The organism is Micromonospora globbae, assembly GCF_003610785.1.
Classification (GTDB): Bacteria; Actinomycetota; Actinomycetes; order Mycobacteriales; family Micromonosporaceae; genus Micromonospora; species Micromonospora globbae.
The window spans coordinates 152,659-167,354 of sequence record NZ_RAQQ01000007.1 but is presented as its reverse complement, the minus strand read 5'-3'; the positions used below and the strand labels follow the sequence as shown (position 1 = coordinate 167,354).

The 14,696-nt window shown below is 74.4% G+C and carries 16 protein-coding genes; 12 read left to right on the top strand and 4 right to left on the bottom strand.

Annotated elements, in window-relative coordinates; genetic code table 11:
* Positions 1-9 precede the first annotated feature (9 nt).
* Positions 10-243: an Lrp/AsnC ligand binding domain-containing protein gene (locus D7I43_RS11970; RefSeq protein WP_120328532.1), complete on the bottom strand. Its 234-nt coding sequence runs from the start codon at positions 241-243 to the stop codon at positions 10-12.
* 146 nt (positions 244-389) lie between these two features.
* Here D7I43_RS11970 and D7I43_RS11965 point away from each other — a divergent pair, with 146 nt between their 5' ends.
* A complete protein-coding gene (locus tag D7I43_RS11965; protein WP_120328651.1) occupies positions 390-1,328 on the top strand; it encodes a thiamine-phosphate kinase in 939 nt (312 codons plus the stop codon).
* Positions 1,329-1,356: 28 nt separating this feature from the next.
* Positions 1,357-1,824 (top strand): GNAT family N-acetyltransferase, encoded by a 468-nt coding sequence (locus D7I43_RS11960; RefSeq protein WP_120328531.1) that lies wholly within the window; start codon positions 1,357-1,359, stop codon positions 1,822-1,824.
* Between the two features lie 21 nt (positions 1,825-1,845).
* Here D7I43_RS11960 and D7I43_RS11955 read toward each other — a convergent pair whose 3' ends face one another.
* On the bottom strand, positions 1,846-3,108 hold the full coding sequence (locus D7I43_RS11955; protein ID WP_240032921.1) for an ATP-grasp domain-containing protein: 1,263 nt from the start codon (positions 3,106-3,108) through the stop codon (positions 1,846-1,848).
* A gap of 227 nt (positions 3,109-3,335) precedes the next feature.
* Positions 3,336-3,527 carry a 50S ribosomal protein L28 gene (gene rpmB / locus D7I43_RS11950; protein WP_120328530.1) on the bottom strand — a complete coding sequence of 64 codons (192 nt, stop codon included), beginning with the start codon at positions 3,525-3,527 and terminating at the stop codon, positions 3,336-3,338.
* Between the two features lie 232 nt (positions 3,528-3,759).
* On the opposite strand from rpmB, the gene D7I43_RS11945 reads away from it, so the two are divergent.
* Positions 3,760-5,361, top strand: coding sequence for a DAK2 domain-containing protein (locus D7I43_RS11945; RefSeq protein WP_120328529.1), 1,602 nt, complete (start codon positions 3,760-3,762; stop codon positions 5,359-5,361).
* 22 nt (positions 5,362-5,383) lie between these two features.
* Positions 5,384-7,582 carry an ATP-dependent DNA helicase RecG gene (gene recG / locus D7I43_RS11940; RefSeq protein ID WP_120328528.1) on the top strand — a complete coding sequence of 733 codons (2,199 nt, stop codon included), beginning with the start codon at positions 5,384-5,386 and terminating at the stop codon, positions 7,580-7,582.
* A gap of 194 nt (positions 7,583-7,776) precedes the next feature.
* On the opposite strand, the gene D7I43_RS11935 is transcribed toward recG, so the two are convergent.
* Positions 7,777-8,913: an LPXTG cell wall anchor domain-containing protein gene (locus tag D7I43_RS11935; RefSeq protein ID WP_120328527.1), complete on the bottom strand. Its 1,137-nt coding sequence runs from the start codon at positions 8,911-8,913 to the stop codon at positions 7,777-7,779.
* 286 nt (positions 8,914-9,199) lie between these two features.
* Here D7I43_RS11935 and rsmD point away from each other — a divergent pair, with 286 nt between their 5' ends.
* The 8 genes from rsmD to mutM all read left to right on the top strand — a co-directional run bounded on the left by rsmD (position 9,200) and on the right by mutM (position 14,691).
* A complete protein-coding gene (gene rsmD, locus D7I43_RS11930; RefSeq protein ID WP_120328526.1) occupies positions 9,200-9,763 on the top strand; it encodes a 16S rRNA (guanine(966)-N(2))-methyltransferase RsmD in 564 nt (187 codons plus the stop codon).
* Positions 9,760-10,248, top strand: a complete 489-nt coding sequence (gene coaD, locus D7I43_RS11925) for a pantetheine-phosphate adenylyltransferase (RefSeq protein ID WP_120328525.1) — start codon at positions 9,760-9,762, stop codon at positions 10,246-10,248. Before rsmD ends, coaD begins: the two co-directional genes overlap by 4 nt.
* Positions 10,249-10,486: 238 nt before the next feature.
* Complete coding sequence (locus D7I43_RS11920) at positions 10,487-10,984, top strand: SPFH domain-containing protein (RefSeq protein WP_120328524.1); 498 nt, start codon at positions 10,487-10,489, stop codon at positions 10,982-10,984.
* Between the two features lie 111 nt (positions 10,985-11,095).
* The gene (locus D7I43_RS11915; RefSeq protein WP_120328523.1) at positions 11,096-11,659 is read left to right on the top strand and encodes a YceD family protein; all 564 of its coding nucleotides are present in this window, start codon (positions 11,096-11,098) and stop codon (positions 11,657-11,659) included.
* A gap of 5 nt (positions 11,660-11,664) precedes the next feature.
* The gene (rpmF, locus tag D7I43_RS11910) at positions 11,665-11,838 is read left to right on the top strand and encodes a 50S ribosomal protein L32 (RefSeq protein ID WP_076470490.1); all 174 of its coding nucleotides are present in this window, start codon (positions 11,665-11,667) and stop codon (positions 11,836-11,838) included.
* A gap of 114 nt (positions 11,839-11,952) precedes the next feature.
* Positions 11,953-12,936: a phosphate acyltransferase PlsX gene (locus tag D7I43_RS11905; RefSeq protein WP_120328522.1), complete on the top strand. Its 984-nt coding sequence runs from the start codon at positions 11,953-11,955 to the stop codon at positions 12,934-12,936.
* Positions 12,933-13,841, top strand: a complete 909-nt coding sequence (rnc, locus tag D7I43_RS11900; RefSeq protein ID WP_120328521.1) for a ribonuclease III — start codon at positions 12,933-12,935, stop codon at positions 13,839-13,841. The genes D7I43_RS11905 and rnc overlap by 4 nt, the downstream gene beginning before the upstream one ends.
* Complete coding sequence (gene mutM / locus D7I43_RS11895; protein WP_120328520.1) at positions 13,834-14,691, top strand: bifunctional DNA-formamidopyrimidine glycosylase/DNA-(apurinic or apyrimidinic site) lyase; 858 nt, start codon at positions 13,834-13,836, stop codon at positions 14,689-14,691. The genes rnc and mutM overlap by 8 nt, the downstream gene beginning before the upstream one ends.
* The last annotated feature ends 5 nt before the right edge of the window (positions 14,692-14,696 follow it).

The following is a 14,696-nucleotide window of genomic DNA, read 5'->3' as shown; positions in this document are numbered from 1 at the left end:
CTTGTCCACTTACAGGCGCACCACCGAACACGTGAGGGTGCGGGTGATGCCGGGCACCATCTGCACCTTGCTGACGATGAGTTTGCCGAGCTCGTCGACGGTGTTCGCCTCGGTGAGCACGACCACGTCGTACGGGCCGGTGACCGCGTCCACGCGCACCACGCCGGCGAGGTCCGCGATGCGGCCGGCCACGTCTCGCGCGCGGCCGACCTCGGTCTGGATGAGGATGTACGCCTGTACCACGACTCGACCTCCCTCCGTCGCCGCGCGAAGCGGCCTGAAGGGTGAAACTACCGTACGGTGCAGGTCCGATCCCTATCGGTGGTCGAGGAGAAGCGGTGAGCGAGCACGGCGGGGCCGGGCGGCGGGAGCGGAACGAGGGTGGCGGGTTGAGCGTCGCGCAGATCGGCGAGTTCGGGTTGATCGACCGGGTGACCGCCCGCCTGGCGCACGGGCCGGCCACCCTGCTGGGGCCCGGTGACGACGCCGCGGTGATCGCCGCCCCGGACGGCCGGGTCGCGGCGTCGACCGACGTGCTGGTCGAGGGGCGGCACTTCCGGCGGGACTGGGGGAGTGCCCGGGACATCGGTCACCGGGCGGCGGCCGCGAACCTGGCCGACATCGCGGCCATGGGCGGCAGCCCGACGGCCCTGCTGGTCGCCCTCTGCATGCCGCCGGAGCTGGACCCGGGCTGGGCGGAGGAGCTGGCCGACGGGCTGGCGGCCGAGGCGGCCACGGTCGGCGCCGGCGTGGTCGGCGGCGACATGTCCGCGAGCCCCACCCTGACCATCGCCGTGACCGCGCTCGGCGACCTCGGTGGCCGTCCGCCCGTGACGCGGTCGGGGGCGCGTCCCGGGGATGTGGTCGCCCTCGCCGGCCGCATCGGCCACGCGGCGGCCGGGCTCACCGTGCTCTCCCGCGGGTTCCGGACGCCCCGGCTGCTCGTCGAGGCGTACCGCCGGCCGGAGGTGCCGTACGCGGCGGGGCCGCAGGCCGCCCAGCTGGGAGCCACCTCGATGATCGACGTGTCGGACGGCCTCGTGGCCGACCTGGGGCACGTGGCGAGGGCCAGCGGTGTCGGGATCGACGTGCGGCGGGACGCCTTCGAGGTGCCCCGGCAGATGCGCGACGCGGCGCAGGCGCTCGGCGCCGACCCGTACACCTGGATCCTCGGCGGTGGCGAGGATCACGCCCTGGTCGCCTCGTTCCCGCCGGAGGTCGCCCTGCCGCCGCAGTGGCGGCCCATCGGCCGGGTGGTGGACGGGTCGGGCGTGACCGTCGACGGCGAGCCGTACGCGGGACCGGCCGGCTGGGACCACTTCCGGTAAGGGTCGTTGCTGGTCGTACCCTTTACCGGTGAGTGAGATCGAGATTCGCCTCGTGCCGTTCGACTCGCCGGTGGCGCAGCGGCTCATCCGGGCCGCGCTGGCCGACCTCGGCGCGCGGTACGGCGGCAGCGGCGACGAGACGCCGGTCGACCCGGCCGAGTTCGTCCCGCCGGCCGGCGCCTTCCTCGTCGCCCACCTCGACGGGGAGCCGGTGGGCTGCGGCGGCTGGCGCAGCCACGGCGACACGGGCGAGGTGGCCGAGCTGAAGCGGATGTACACGGATCCCGCGGCCCGTGGCCGGGGCGTGGCGCGTGCCGTGCTGGCGGCCGTGGAACGGTCCGCGCGGGAGCACGGGCGCAAGCGGATGATCCTGGAGTGCGGCGACCGGCAGCCCGAGGCCGTCGCCATGTACACCTCGGCCGGCTACGAGCGGATCCCGAACTTCGGCTTCTACAAGGACGCGCCCGGCTGCCTGTCGTACGGCCGCACGCTCTGACCCGCGAGGTGCGGGCCGCGCTCAGCCGGTGACGATCTGGACCTGCTCGGCGGCCTTGGCCGCCGACGCGGTCGCCTCGGTCGCGTCGGCGCCCCAGGCCAGCACGTGCCCGCTGCGGGCCAGCGAGTGGGTCACCTCGCCGACCGTGTCGCCCACCCCGACGTCGAGCTGCACGTTCAGCACCCCGGACACCCGGCGGGCCGCCCGTACGCCGTCGATCCCGGTGACCGTTCCCTGCGGGGCGAGCAGGAACTCCACCGCCGCCCCGCCCGTCGGCCGCACCGGCAGGACCGGCGGCTCAGGCCGCTCGCCGCGCAGCACCCGCAGGTACGCCTCGATGAACCCGCACTCGTACGCGACCGAGATCAGCGCGGTGATCATGTCGCCGGGGAGGCGGGCCGCGCACTCGACGAGAGCCGGCACGCCGTCGGCCACCATCCACTCGCTGTGCAGGACGCCGGTGCGGAAGCCGGCGGCACCGGCGAGCCGGGTGGCCGCGTCGAGCAGCGCCCGCTGGACGTCGCCGGGCAGGAGGGACGGGACGGTGTGCCCCGTCTCCACGGGGCGTCGCCCGGGCTGCACCCGCTTGTCGGTGACGTTGCCGAAGATGACCTCCCCGTCGACGACCAGCAGCTCGACGCTGTGCTCGCGTCCGTCGAGCACCTGCTCGACGAGGACGTCGGTGGGCAGCCCCCGGTCGGTGGCGTCCGGCGTGTCCTCCGGGGCGGCCGTCTCGGCCCAGGCGGCGGCCACCTGCTCGGGGTCGTTGAGGATCTGCACGCCGAGGCTCCCGGAACGACGGGTGGGCTTCAGCACGCACCGGCCGCCGTGCCGGCGGGCGAACGCGGCCGCGCGCTCCGGGTCGTCGACCAGTTCGAAGGCCGGGTTGACGATGCCGGCCCCGGCCGCCACGAGCCGCATCCGGTGCTTGTCGGTGAACACGTCGGCGGCCTCGACCCCGGCACCGGGCAGACCGAGGGCGTCGGCCAGCCGGGCGGCGGCGCCCACCGCGTACTCCAGGCCGGGCATCACGAGCCGGGCCGACGCCAGCGCGGGATCGCGGGCGAGCAGCGCGGCCGCGTCCAGGCCGGTCTGGTACTCGGCGGCCACGAGGCGGGAGATGAAGGGCAGCCGCTCGGCGAGGCCGTCGACGTCGCGGCGCCGGATCACGTCCGGCTCCTCGATGAGCACCACGCTGTCGGCCGGTAGGTCGTCGACGAACCAGCGCAGCATGCCGTGGGAGGTCCCCACGATGATCATCTGCTCGCGGCCCAGATCCCGCACGATCCCTCCCGTGGTCGGCGCCGGCGGACGGTCCGGCACTCGGCGCAGGGAGACCCTAACCGGACGTAGGGCCCCGGTCCATGGGGCGTCGCGTACCCGTCAGCGCGCGTTCGGGAGGCGGGCACAGCGGCCGTGGCACAGCGGGTCGGCGGGTGCGGGTACGACAAGAGCCGGCGGACCGTTCGGTCCGCCGGCTGTCGTCTGTCTGGGAAGTGTCCGCTACCGGGTCAGGCGCGGGTGACCTTGCCGGCCTTGATGCACGAGGTGCAGACCTTCATCTTCCTGGTGGTGCCACCACCGGCCGGGGTACGCACCGACTGGATGTTCGGGTTCCAGCGGCGGTTGGTCCGCCGGTGCGAGTGGGACACGTTGTGGCCGAAGCCCGGCCCCTTGCCACAGACGTCGCACACGCTAGCCACGGGATACTCCTGGGTTTGAAACGTTCATGAGGTCGCCGGCGGCAGGCGCTGCCCGGGCAACCTGGCCAGGTTACCCGATGAGCGGCCGGCCCGCCCAACCGGGCCGCTACCAGCGCCGCCGGTCGCCCGGGCCCGCGCGCCGGAGGCGGAACCGCCGCCAGGATAGCGGCCCCCGGCGGACACGTCCCGACGAGCCCGGCGGGCGTCGGTGCGCGCCAGTAGGCTTTCGGCCGTGCTGGACACCCTCGACGCCGCCGCGGTGCGCCGCTGGTGTGTGGGCGGGCTGGCCGCGCTCAAGCGGCACCAGGCCGAGATCGACCAGCTCAACGTCTACCCGGTGCCCGACGGCGACACCGGCACCAACCTGGTGCTCACGCTCACCTCGGCGCACCAGGCGCTCGCCATGGACCTCGACACCCTCCCCGACGGCGAGGCCACGCCCCACGGGCACGCGCTGCGGCTGATGGCCCGAGGCGCGTTGCTCGGCGCCCGGGGCAACTCGGGGGTGATCCTGTCGCAGATCCTGCGCGGCTTCGCCGACGCGGCCGGCGCCGTGCCGGCCGTGCGCGGGCGGGCGCTCGCCGCCGCGCTGCGCGCCGCCGCCGCCACCGCCTACACGGCGGTGGCCCGGCCGGTCGAGGGCACGCTGCTCACGGTCGTCGCCGCCGCCGCGCGGGGCGCCGACCGGGCGGACACCGACGACCTGCCAGCGGTGGCCGGCGCCGCGGCCCGGGAGGCCGCCGCCGCGCTGGCGCGTACCCCCGAGCAGTTGCCCGCGCTCGCGCGGGCCGGTGTGGTCGACGCCGGTGGACGCGGGCTCTGCCTGCTGCTGGACGTCCTGGTCGAGGTGGTCACCGGGGAGCGGCCGGCCCGGCCGGCCGCCGCGCCGCGCACGGCGCCCGCCCCGCCGCCCGTCACCGTCCGCGAGACGGGCTCCGACGACTACGCCTACGAGGTGCAGTTCCTTCTCGACGCCGGCCGCGAGGAGGTCGAGCGGATGCGGGCGGTGCTCGCCGGGCTGGGCGACTCCCTCGTGATCGTCGGCGACGACAGCGGCGGCACCTGGAACGTGCACGTGCACGTCAACGACGTCGGGGCGGCCATCGAGGCGGGGGTCGTGGCGGGACGGCCGCACCGGATCTCGGTGACGCGCTTCGCCGACCAGGCCCCGGCCCCGAGGGCGGACGGCCGGGCGGCCGTGGTGGTGGCGCCCGGGGCGGGGATCGCCGAGCTGTTCGGCGGTGAGGGCGCCAAGGTGGTGCCGGGCAACCCCTCCACGGGCGAGCTGCTCGACGCGATCCGGGCCACCGGCGCGGCCCGGGTGGTGGTGCTGCCCGACGACCCGGACACGGAGGCGGTGGCGAGCGCGGCCGCGCGGGAGGCACACGGGCTGGGCGTCAAGGTCAGCGTGGTGCCCACCCGGTCCCCGGTGCAGGCGTTGGCCGCCCTGGCGGTCCGCGACCCGGGCCGCCGCTTCGAGGACGACGTCATCGCCATGGCGGAGGCGGCGGGCGCGTGCCGCTACGCCGAGGTCTGCTACGCCAGCCGGGAGGCGCTCACGGTGGCGGGGCCCTGCCGGGCCGGTGACGTGCTCGCCCTGGTCGAGGGAGAGGTGCACCTCATCGGCACCGACCTCGTCGACACGTGTGTCGCGGTGGTCGACCGGATGCTCGGCGGGGGTGGGGAACTCGTCACCCTGATCTCCGGGGCCGACGCACCGGCCGGTCTCGTGGAGGCGGTGCAAGCGCACGTCGCCCGACGGTGGCCGTTCGTCGACGTGCAGGCGTACGCGGGCGGGCAGCCGCACTACCCGCTCCTGGTGGGCGTGGAATGAGCAGGCGAAGGGGGGAGCCGGCGTGAGCGGACCGGCCACGGTGGACACGCCGTTGAAGAAGCTGGTCGGCGAGAAGACGGCCAAGGCCCTCGCCACCCACCTCGACCTGCACACGGCCGGCGACCTGATCTACCACTTCCCCCGCCGGTACGACGAGCGGGGCGAGCACACCGACATCCGTTCGCTGGCCGTCGGGGAGCAGGTCACGGTGCTGGGCCAGGTGCAGCGCACCACCGTGCGGCCGATGCGCCAGCGCCGGGGCAACCTGCTCGAGGTCGCCGTGGGCGACGGCTCCGGCGGCGTGCTCACCCTCACCTTCTTCGGCAACCAGGCCTGGCGCGAACGGGACCTGCGCCCCGGGCGGTGGGGGCTCTTCGCCGGCAAGGTCACCGAGTTCCGGGGCCGGCGGCAGCTCAACGGCCCGGAGTACGTCCTGCTCGGCGAGGGCGGCGACGGCGAGGCGGCGGCCAGCGAGGAGATCGAGGAGTTCGCGGGGGCCCTGATCCCCGTCTACCCCGCCGCCGCGGCCGTGCCGACGTGGGTGATCGCCCGGTGCGTCCGGGTGGTGCTGGACACCTTCACCCCGCCGGAGGACCCGCTGCCGGCCACGGTGCGGGCGAGCCGCAACCTGGTCGGGCTCGGCACCGCCCTGCGCGAGATCCATCGCCCCTCCAGCAAGGAGGACCTCCACCGGGCCCGCCGGCGGCTCAAGTGGGACGAGGCGTTCGCCGTGCAGCTCACCCTCGTGCAGCGCAAGCACCGCGCCGCCGACTGGCCGGCCCGGCCGCGCCCGGCCCGCCCCGGTGGGCTGCTGGACGCGTTCGACGCCCGGCTGCCGTACGAGCTGACGCCCGGTCAGCGGGACGTGGGCCGCGAGATCGCCGCCGACCTGGCCACGCCGCACCCGATGCACCGGCTGCTGCAGGGCGAGGTGGGCTCGGGCAAGACCGTCGTCGCGTTGCGGGCGATGCTCCAGGTGGTGGACGCGGGCGGTCAGGCGGCGCTGCTCGCGCCGACCGAGGTGCTCGCCGCGCAGCACTACCGGGGCGTCCTCGACCTGCTCGGCCCGCTCGGGCGCGACGGTGAGCTGGACGCGGCCGCCCACGCCACCCGGGTGGAACTGGTCACCGGCTCGCTGGGCGCCGCGGCCCGTCGTCGGGCCCTGGCCGAGGTGGCGCAGGGCCGCGCGGGCATCGTGATCGGCACGCACGCCCTGCTCTACGAGGGGGTCGACTTCGCCGACCTCGGTCTCGTGGTCGTCGACGAGCAGCACCGGTTCGGTGTCGAGCAGCGGGACGCGCTGCGGGCCAAGGCCGACCAGCCGCCGCACGTGCTCGTGATGACGGCCACCCCGATCCCGCGCACCGTGGCCATGACGGTCTACGGCGACCTGGAGGTGTCCACGCTCTCGCAGCTGCCCCGGGGTCGCTCGCCCATCGCCTCGCACGTGGTGCCCGCCGCCGAGAAGCCCGCCTTCCTCGAACGCGCCTGGGCGCGGCTGCGTGAGGAGGTGGCCGCCGGCCACCAGGCGTACGTCGTCTGCCCGCGGATCGGGGAGGGCGCCACCGGCGAGGAGGAGGCGCCGCGGGAGGACGACTCCGGCCGGCGACCGCCGCTGGCGGTGACCGAGGTCGCGCCGCTGCTCGCCGAGGGGCCCCTGCACGGGCTGCGGATCGGGACGCTGCACGGCCGGCTGCCGGCCGAGGAGAAGGACGCCGTGATGCGCTCGTTCGCCGCGGGGCAGCTCGACGTGCTGGTCGCCACCACGGTGGTCGAGGTCGGCGTGGACGTGCCGAACGCCACCGTGATGATCGTGCTGGACGCCGACCGCTTCGGCGTCTCGCAGCTGCACCAGCTGCGGGGGCGGGTCGGTCGGGGCGCCGCGGCCGGGCTCTGCCTGCTGGTGACCGAGGCGCCGGAGGGCAGCCCGGCCCGGGAGCGGCTGGACGCGGTCGCGTCCACGACGGACGGCTTCAAGCTGGCCGAACTCGACCTGGAGCAGCGCCGGGAGGGGGACGTGCTCGGCGCGACCCAGTCCGGGCGTCGCTCGCACCTGCGCCTGCTCTCCCTGCTGCGTGACGCGGACCTGATCCGGGACGCCCGCGCCGAGGCGATCGCCCTCGTCGAGGAGGACCCGGAGCTGGCCCGGCACCCGGCGCTCGCCGCCTCCGTGGCCGCCCTGGTCGACGAGGAGCGGGCGGAGTACCTGGAGAAGGGCTGACCGGCCGCCTGTCCGGTCCGCCGGGCCGTCCCGGCCCGCGCCGCCGGCCGGCACGTCGGGCCGCAAGCACGTCGGGCCGCCGGCACGTCGGGCGGCTGGCCTGTCCGGTCCGCCGGGCGATCCCTGCCGTCAGGAACGCCGAGGGCGCGCCGACCGGGTGGTCGACGCGCCCTCGGGCCGTACGGTTACGCGGTTCAGGCGGTGAAGCGGATCTTGCGGCGGCGGGCCACCACGAAGAGCGCCACACCGGCGGCCAGCAGCACGGCCGCACCGGCGATGATCCCGCCGGTGGCGGCACCGGTCAGCGGCAGCTCGGGCTCGTCGCCACCGCCGCCCTGGCCCGGGGTGTCGCAGTCCTCGGGCTTCTCCCAGGCGATCGGCTCGGTCTCGTCCATTCCCTCGGCGCTCGGGGTGACCTTGAGGCCCTCCTGCGCCGGGAAGGAGACGGTGCCGGTCTTGCCGGGCTCGACGGTCAGCGTCTTGGCCTCGCCCTTGTTGGGGGTGAAGGTGATGGTGACCGTCTCGCCGTCGGCCGGGTTCGAGACCTCGAAGATCAGCTCGTCGCAGGTGGACAGGTAGCTGCCCGAGGGCTCACCGGGCTTCACGCAGTCCTTCGCCTCGGCGGGCTTGCCGTCGAAGAGGGGCTTCTCCTGGCCGGCCTCGGTGATCGTGATCTTCCCGGCGTTCGCGGCCGGAACCGTGATGCTCTTGTCCTTGCCCGGCTCGACCGTCGCCTCCTTCTTGAAGCCGTCGGTGCCGGTGACGGTGAACTCGGCCTCCTTGGTCGCCTCCTTGCCGTTCTCCAGCTTCACGGTCACGTCGCCGCTGCAGTCGGCGGTCACCGTGGCCTTCGGGTTGGCCGTCGACGGCGGCGGGGTGACGACCTTGTCGCAGGTCTCGCTGAACTTGATGGAGGCGCCCTTGGGCTCCTTCTCCTTGAACTTGTTGTCCCACTCGGCGCGGACGCTCAGCGACGCCTCGGTGACGTCACCGGCCAGCCTGGCCGTGCCGACCAGGGGTTCGGCCACCGCGTACGGGTAGGAGTCGTCCTGGGTCGCCTGGATGCCCTCGATGGTGAACGACTCGGTCGTGTCGCCCTTCTTGCTCTGGGCGTTGACCTCGATGAGCTTGAACTTCTGCACGTCGGACGGAGCGACGGCCCGTACGGTCCAGGTCGTGATCCACTCGCCGGCGGCGGTGTCACACTCGGCGGTGACCTTGACCTCGCTGTGGTGGGCGCTGGCCGGGGCGGCGACGGTGGCCACGCCGGCGAGGCCGAGCAGCGCGCCGGCGGCTACCGCCACGACGCGCCGGAGGTTCAGACGATTCACGTCTACTCCTGATTCGGGGTGATCGGAGACTGCGTCGAACGGGGCGGAAATCGACACGCCACGCCCGACACCCGGCAGACCATATCGATCCGGCCGGTTGCGTTACAGCCCTCAGTGGTCCTTAAGGATGATGTTGTGGATCTGTGATCTTAGATATACAGCCCGTCATCCGGCGGGTGCGGAGTGATCGCGGAGGTCGTTCTCCGCGTGGGGCTCCGGCCCGCGCCCGACCGGGCACCGGGCTCCGGCCGTCGCGTAGCGTCGTGGCCATGAGCAGGAGGAGACCGTGACCCGGATCGTCGCGGGGACGTTCGGCGGGCGGCGGATCGCCACGCCACCCGGCGAAGGCACCCGCCCCACCTCGGACCGGGTGCGGGAGGCGCTGTTCAGCGCGGTGCAGGCCGGGACGGACCTGGACGGGGCCCGCGTCGCCGACCTCTACGCCGGCTCCGGCGCGGTCGGGCTCGAAGCGCTCTCCCGGGGGGCCGCGCACGTGCTGCTGGTCGAGTCCGATCCGCGGGCCGCCCGGGTGATCCGGCGCAACGTCGCCGCCCTGGGCGCCGCGCCCGTGGTCCGGCTGGTCACCGGTCGCGTCGCCACGGTCCTGGCCGGCGGCCCGGAGGGGGAGCCCTACGACCTGGTCTTCGCCGATCCCCCGTACGCCGTTTCCGACGAGGAGGTCGCCGCCGTGCTGACCGCGCTGGTCGACCACGGCTGGCTGGCGCCGGACGCGCTCGTGGTCGTGGAGCGGTCCAGCCGGAGCGGAAAGCTGCGCTGGGTGCCGGGCATCACCGGCGAGCGCAGCCGCCGTTACGGGGAGACCACACTTTGGTACGGTCGCCGATCATGAGACGTGCGGTGTGTCCCGGCTCGTTCGACCCGGTCACCAACGGACACCTCGACATCATCGGTCGGGCCAGCCGGCTGTTCGACGAGGTGATCGTCGGTGTGCTGGTCAACCAGTCGAAGAGCGGTCTGTTCACCGTCGAGGAGCGCATCGACATGCTCCGCGAGGTGACCGCCTCGTACGACAACGTCCGGGTGGAGTCCTTCCGGGGGCTGCTCGTCGACTTCTGCCGTGCCCAGCAGGCGAGCGTGCTGATCAAGGGCCTGCGCGCGGTCAGCGACTTCGACTACGAGCTCCAGATGGCGCAGATGAACATCGGCCTGGCCGGTGTCGAGACGCTGTTCATGCCGACGAACCCGCTCTACTCGTTCCTCTCCTCCAGCCTCGTGAAGGACGTGGCCAAGTGGGGCGGTGACGTCTCGCCGCACGTCCCCGACCGGGTGCGGGCCGAACTGGAGGCAAGGCTCTCCCCGCCGCCGCGCCCCTGACGCCCACCCCCCGCCCCCACCCTCCCCGCGATCTTGCACTTTCGGCCCCGACAAACCGCCCGTACCGGGACGAGTCAGGGGCAGGAAGTGCAAGATCGGCGCGATCAGGGGATGGTGCGACGCGCCGGGCCACCGCGAGGGTGGGCGTACGGCGGCGCACGGGATGATGGGTGGAGCGGGAAGTGGCCGCAGCCCGCATCATGTAGGTCGGCCGACGAACGACAGGAGTGAGGTACCGGTGGACCCGCTCGATCGCATCGACGAACTGATCGCCATGGTGGAGACGGCGCGGTCCGTCCCGATGTCGCGGAACAACTGCATGATCGACCGGGCCGAGATGATCGCGGCCCTGGACGAGCTGCGCGCCGAGCTCCCCGCCGACCTGCGCCGGGCCCAGGCCCTGCTCGAGGAACGCGACAAGATCATGGAGGCCGGCAAGCGCGAGGCCGACCGGATCATCAGCGAGGGTGAGGCGGAACACGCCCGGCTGGTGTCGGTCAACGAGATCACCGTCTCCGCCGAGCACGAGGGCGCGCGGATCATCGCGGAGGCGCGGGCCGAGGCCCAGCGTCTGCGGGAGGAGGTCGACGACTACGTCGACACCGCTCTGGCCAACTTCGAGCAGTTCCTCACCCGGGCGCTCGCCTCGATCGAGCGCGGCCGCGACAAGATGCACGCGCTGCGCGAGATCGGGACCTTCGCCGGTGACGAGGCGGAACGGCCGCTACCCTTCTGACCGGCAGCACGCCACAGCCGGCACGCGGGGCGGCCGTCGGCCCCGGTTCGACGGTACGGCGGTCGCCCAGGTAACCTCGATTGTCGGCCTCGCACCGGCCGGAGTCTGACTATGCCCAAACACTCGCCAAGCCCACTCGACCCCAGGTCGCCGCTGGTCCTCGACACGAGGGACCTGCCGCGCCGACCTGGCGCGTTGCGTACGGTCAAGCGGGTCGTGCCGGCACCGGCGGACCTCGGCGTGGAGCTGATCGGCGTGCCGGAGGGCGCGGACCTCGACCTCGACCTGAGGTTGGAGTCGGTGTCCGAGGGTGTGCTCGTCTCCGGGACCGTGAGCGGTCCGATCCGGGGCGAGTGCAGCCGGTGCCTGCGCGACATCGACGACTCGGTGGTCGTACGGATCCAGGAGCTGTACGCGTACGAGAACAGCACCACGGACACCACGACCGACGAGGACGAGGTGGGCCGGATGCAGGGCGATCTGATCGACCTGGAACCGGCGTTGCGGGACGCGGTGGTGCTCACACTGCCGACCAACCCGCTCTGCCGGGAGGACTGCCCAGGCCTGTGCCCCGAGTGTGGGGTGCACCGGGACGATCTGCCGGCCGACCACAGCCACCAGCAGATCGACCCGCGATGGGCGAGCCTGTCGCAACTGACCCGTAAAGAGGAGTAAGAACCGTGGCCGTCCCCAAGCGCAAAATGTCGCGCAGCAACACCCGGTCCCGCCGGGCGCAGTGGAAGACCGCGGCGGTCGCGACCGTGGCGTGCCCGCAGTGCAAGTCCCCGAAGCTGCCGCACGCCGCCTGCTCCGTCTGCGGCACGTACAACGGCCGCCAGGTCCTCGAGGTCTGACCTGGACGCCGAGTGACGCTCCCGACCCCTGGTCGGGCGGCGCGCGCACCCTGGCGATCGCCCGGTGCCCCGGCTCCCTCCGGCGCCGACCGGTCCTCACCGGTCAGCCCTCCGGTGGAGCCGGGCACCGCGCGGATCGCCGTTGACCTCCTCGGCGGGGACGACGCTCCCGCCGTCGTGGTTGACGGCGCTCTGCGGGCCGTCCGCGCCGATCCGGACCTGCACCTGCTGCTCGTCGGACCTCCCGAGGTCGCCGACGCGCTGATCGCCGCCCTGGAACCGGTGCACCGGCCCCGGATCACGGTGCGCCCGGTCCGGGACAAGGTCGGCATGGCCGACCACCCGAGCGCGGCACGGGCGGAGAGCACCGTCCGCGCCGCCGTCGCCGCGGTGCGGGACGGCACCGCCGACGCCCTCGTCTCCGCCGGTGCCACCGGCGCCACGGTCACCGCCGCCGCCCTCGGGCTCGGCCGCTGGCCGCAGGTCCGCCGGCCGGCCCTCGTCGCCACCCTGCCGGCCGTCGCCGGGCCCGTCGTGTTCCTCGACGTGGGTGGCTCCCTGGAACCCCGCCCGGCGACCCTCGCCCGGCACGCCGTGCTGGGCGCCGCCTACGCGGCCGTGGCGCACGCGGTCGACGCGCCGCGGGTCGGGCTGCTCTCCGTCGGCACCGAGGCGGGCAAGGGGGACCGGGTCCGGCGGGCCGCCGACGCCGTGCTCGCCGCCGAACCGCTGCCCTGCGACGCCCGCTACGTGGGGCTCGTCGAGGGCTACGACGTCTCGCTGGGCACGCGCGCCGACGTGGTGGTCACCGACGGGTTCACCGGTAACGTGCTGCTCAAGGCGATCGAGGGCGCGTACGCGATGGCCGGCGGCCCCCCGGCCAGCGGAGGCGCCCCCCGTGCGGCCGCCCTGCTCGGCGTCTCCGGCACGGTGGTCGTCTGCCACGGCGCGGCCGGGGCCGACGACGTCGCGTCCGGCATCGGTCTCGCCGCGCACCTGTGGCGGCGGCGCGCCACCGACCAGGTCGCCGCTCTGCTCGCCGGGCGTGCCCGCACGGCTCACGACCACATCATCGACACCGAGGTAGCCACACCATGAGCAACGACAAGCGGCGACGGGCGTCCGTCGGTCACCTCGAGGCCGCGTTCGGCGTGTCGCTCGACCCGCAGCTGCTGGAGCGCGCGCTGACCCACCGGTCGTACGCGTACGAGAACGGCGGCCTGCCCACCAACGAGCGCCTGGAGTTCCTCGGTGACTCGGTCCTCGGGGTGGTCATCACCACGGCGCTGTTCCACAACCACCCCGACCTGCCCGAGGGGCAGCTCGCCAAGCTGCGGGCGAGTGTCGTCAACATGCGCGCCCTGGCCGATGTGGCCCGGGGGCTCGGCCCGGAGGGGCTCGGCGCGTACCTGCTCCTCGGCAAGGGTGAGGAGACCACCGGCGGCCGGGACAAGGCGAGCATCCTCGCCGACACGCTGGAGGCGCTGCTCGGGGCCATCTACCTCCAGTACGGCCTGGACACGGCCGCCGAGGTCATCCACCGGCTCTTCGACCCGCTGATGGCCGAGTCGGCCCGGCGGGGCGCCGCGCTGGACTGGAAGACCAGCCTCCAGGAGCTGACCGCGGCGCTCGGGCTGGGTGTGCCCGAGTACCGGATCGAGGGCACCGGGCCGGACCACCTGAAGACGTTCACCGCCTGGGTGGTGGTCGCCGGCAACCGGTACGGCGGCGCCGAGGGGCGCAGCAAGAAGGAGGCCGAGCAGCGGGCCGCGGAGGCCGCCTGGCGGACCCTCACCGAGCAGGCGGAGCAGGACGGGCAGGGCGACGGCGGCGCCAGCGCGGCCCGGGCGGGCGGCGCCACCGGCAACGGCTCCGGCCCGGACGGCGCCCCGGCCGGCCCGTCGGGCGACGGCGTGGACGGCGCCGGCAGCGCCGACGCCCGGGACGCCGGCGGGCGTACGCGGGGCGGCGAGACGGCCAGTTCGGAGCCCGCGAGTGCCTGAGCTGCCCGAGGTCGAGACGATCCGGCAGGGGCTCGCCCCCTGGGTGACCGGCCGGCGGATCGCCTCCGTCGAGGTGCGCCACCCGCGGGCCGTACGCCGGCACACCGCCGGCGGCGCCCACTTCGCGGACGTGCTGGCCGGCCGGACGGTGCTCGACGTGCGCCGGCGCGGCAAGTACCTGTGGCTGCCGCTGGACAGCGGTGACGCCGTCGTGGGCCACCTCGGCATGTCCGGCCAGCTGCTGCTGCAACCGGCCGACGCGCCGGACGAGACGCACCTGCGCGTCCGGTTCCGCTTCGCCGACGACGGTCCGCAGCTGCGCTTCGTCGACCAGCGCACGTTCGGCGGGCTGGCGGTGAGCGAGGGCGGGGCCGAACTGCCGTCGGAGATCGCCCACATCGCCCGCGACCCGATGGATCCGCTCTTCTCCGACACCGCGTTCGTGACCAGCCTGCGCCGCCGGCGCACCGAGGTGAAGCGCGCCCTGCTCGATCAGACGCTGATCTCCGGCGTCGGCAACATCTACGCCGACGAGGCGCTCTGGCGGGCCCGGCTGCACGGCGCCCGGCCCACCGACGCGCTGACCCGGCCGGCCGCCCAGCGGCTGCTCGGGCACGTGCGGGACGTGCTGGGCGAGGCCATCAGGTCCGGCGGCACGAGCTTCGACGCCCTCTACGTCAACGTCAACGGCGAGAGCGGCTACTTCGAGCGCTCGCTGAACGTCTACGGCCGCGAGGGCGAGCCGTGCCGCCGCTGCGGCGCCCCGATCCGCCGCGAGCCGTTCATGAACCGGTCGTCGTACAGCTGCCCGCGCTGCCAGCCCCGTCCCCGGGGGTCGCTTCGGGGATGACCCCG

Coding starts and splice junctions, on each gene's coding strand:
- coaD (WP_120328525.1), top strand. CDS start 9,760: ATGAGACGTGCGGTGTGTCCCGGCTCGTTCGACCCGGTCACCAACGGA.
- D7I43_RS11915 (WP_120328523.1), top strand. CDS start 11,096: ATGCCCAAACACTCGCCAAGCCCACTCGACCCCAGGTCGCCGCTGGTC.
- rnc (WP_120328521.1), top strand. CDS start 12,933: ATGAGCAACGACAAGCGGCGACGGGCGTCCGTCGGTCACCTCGAGGCC.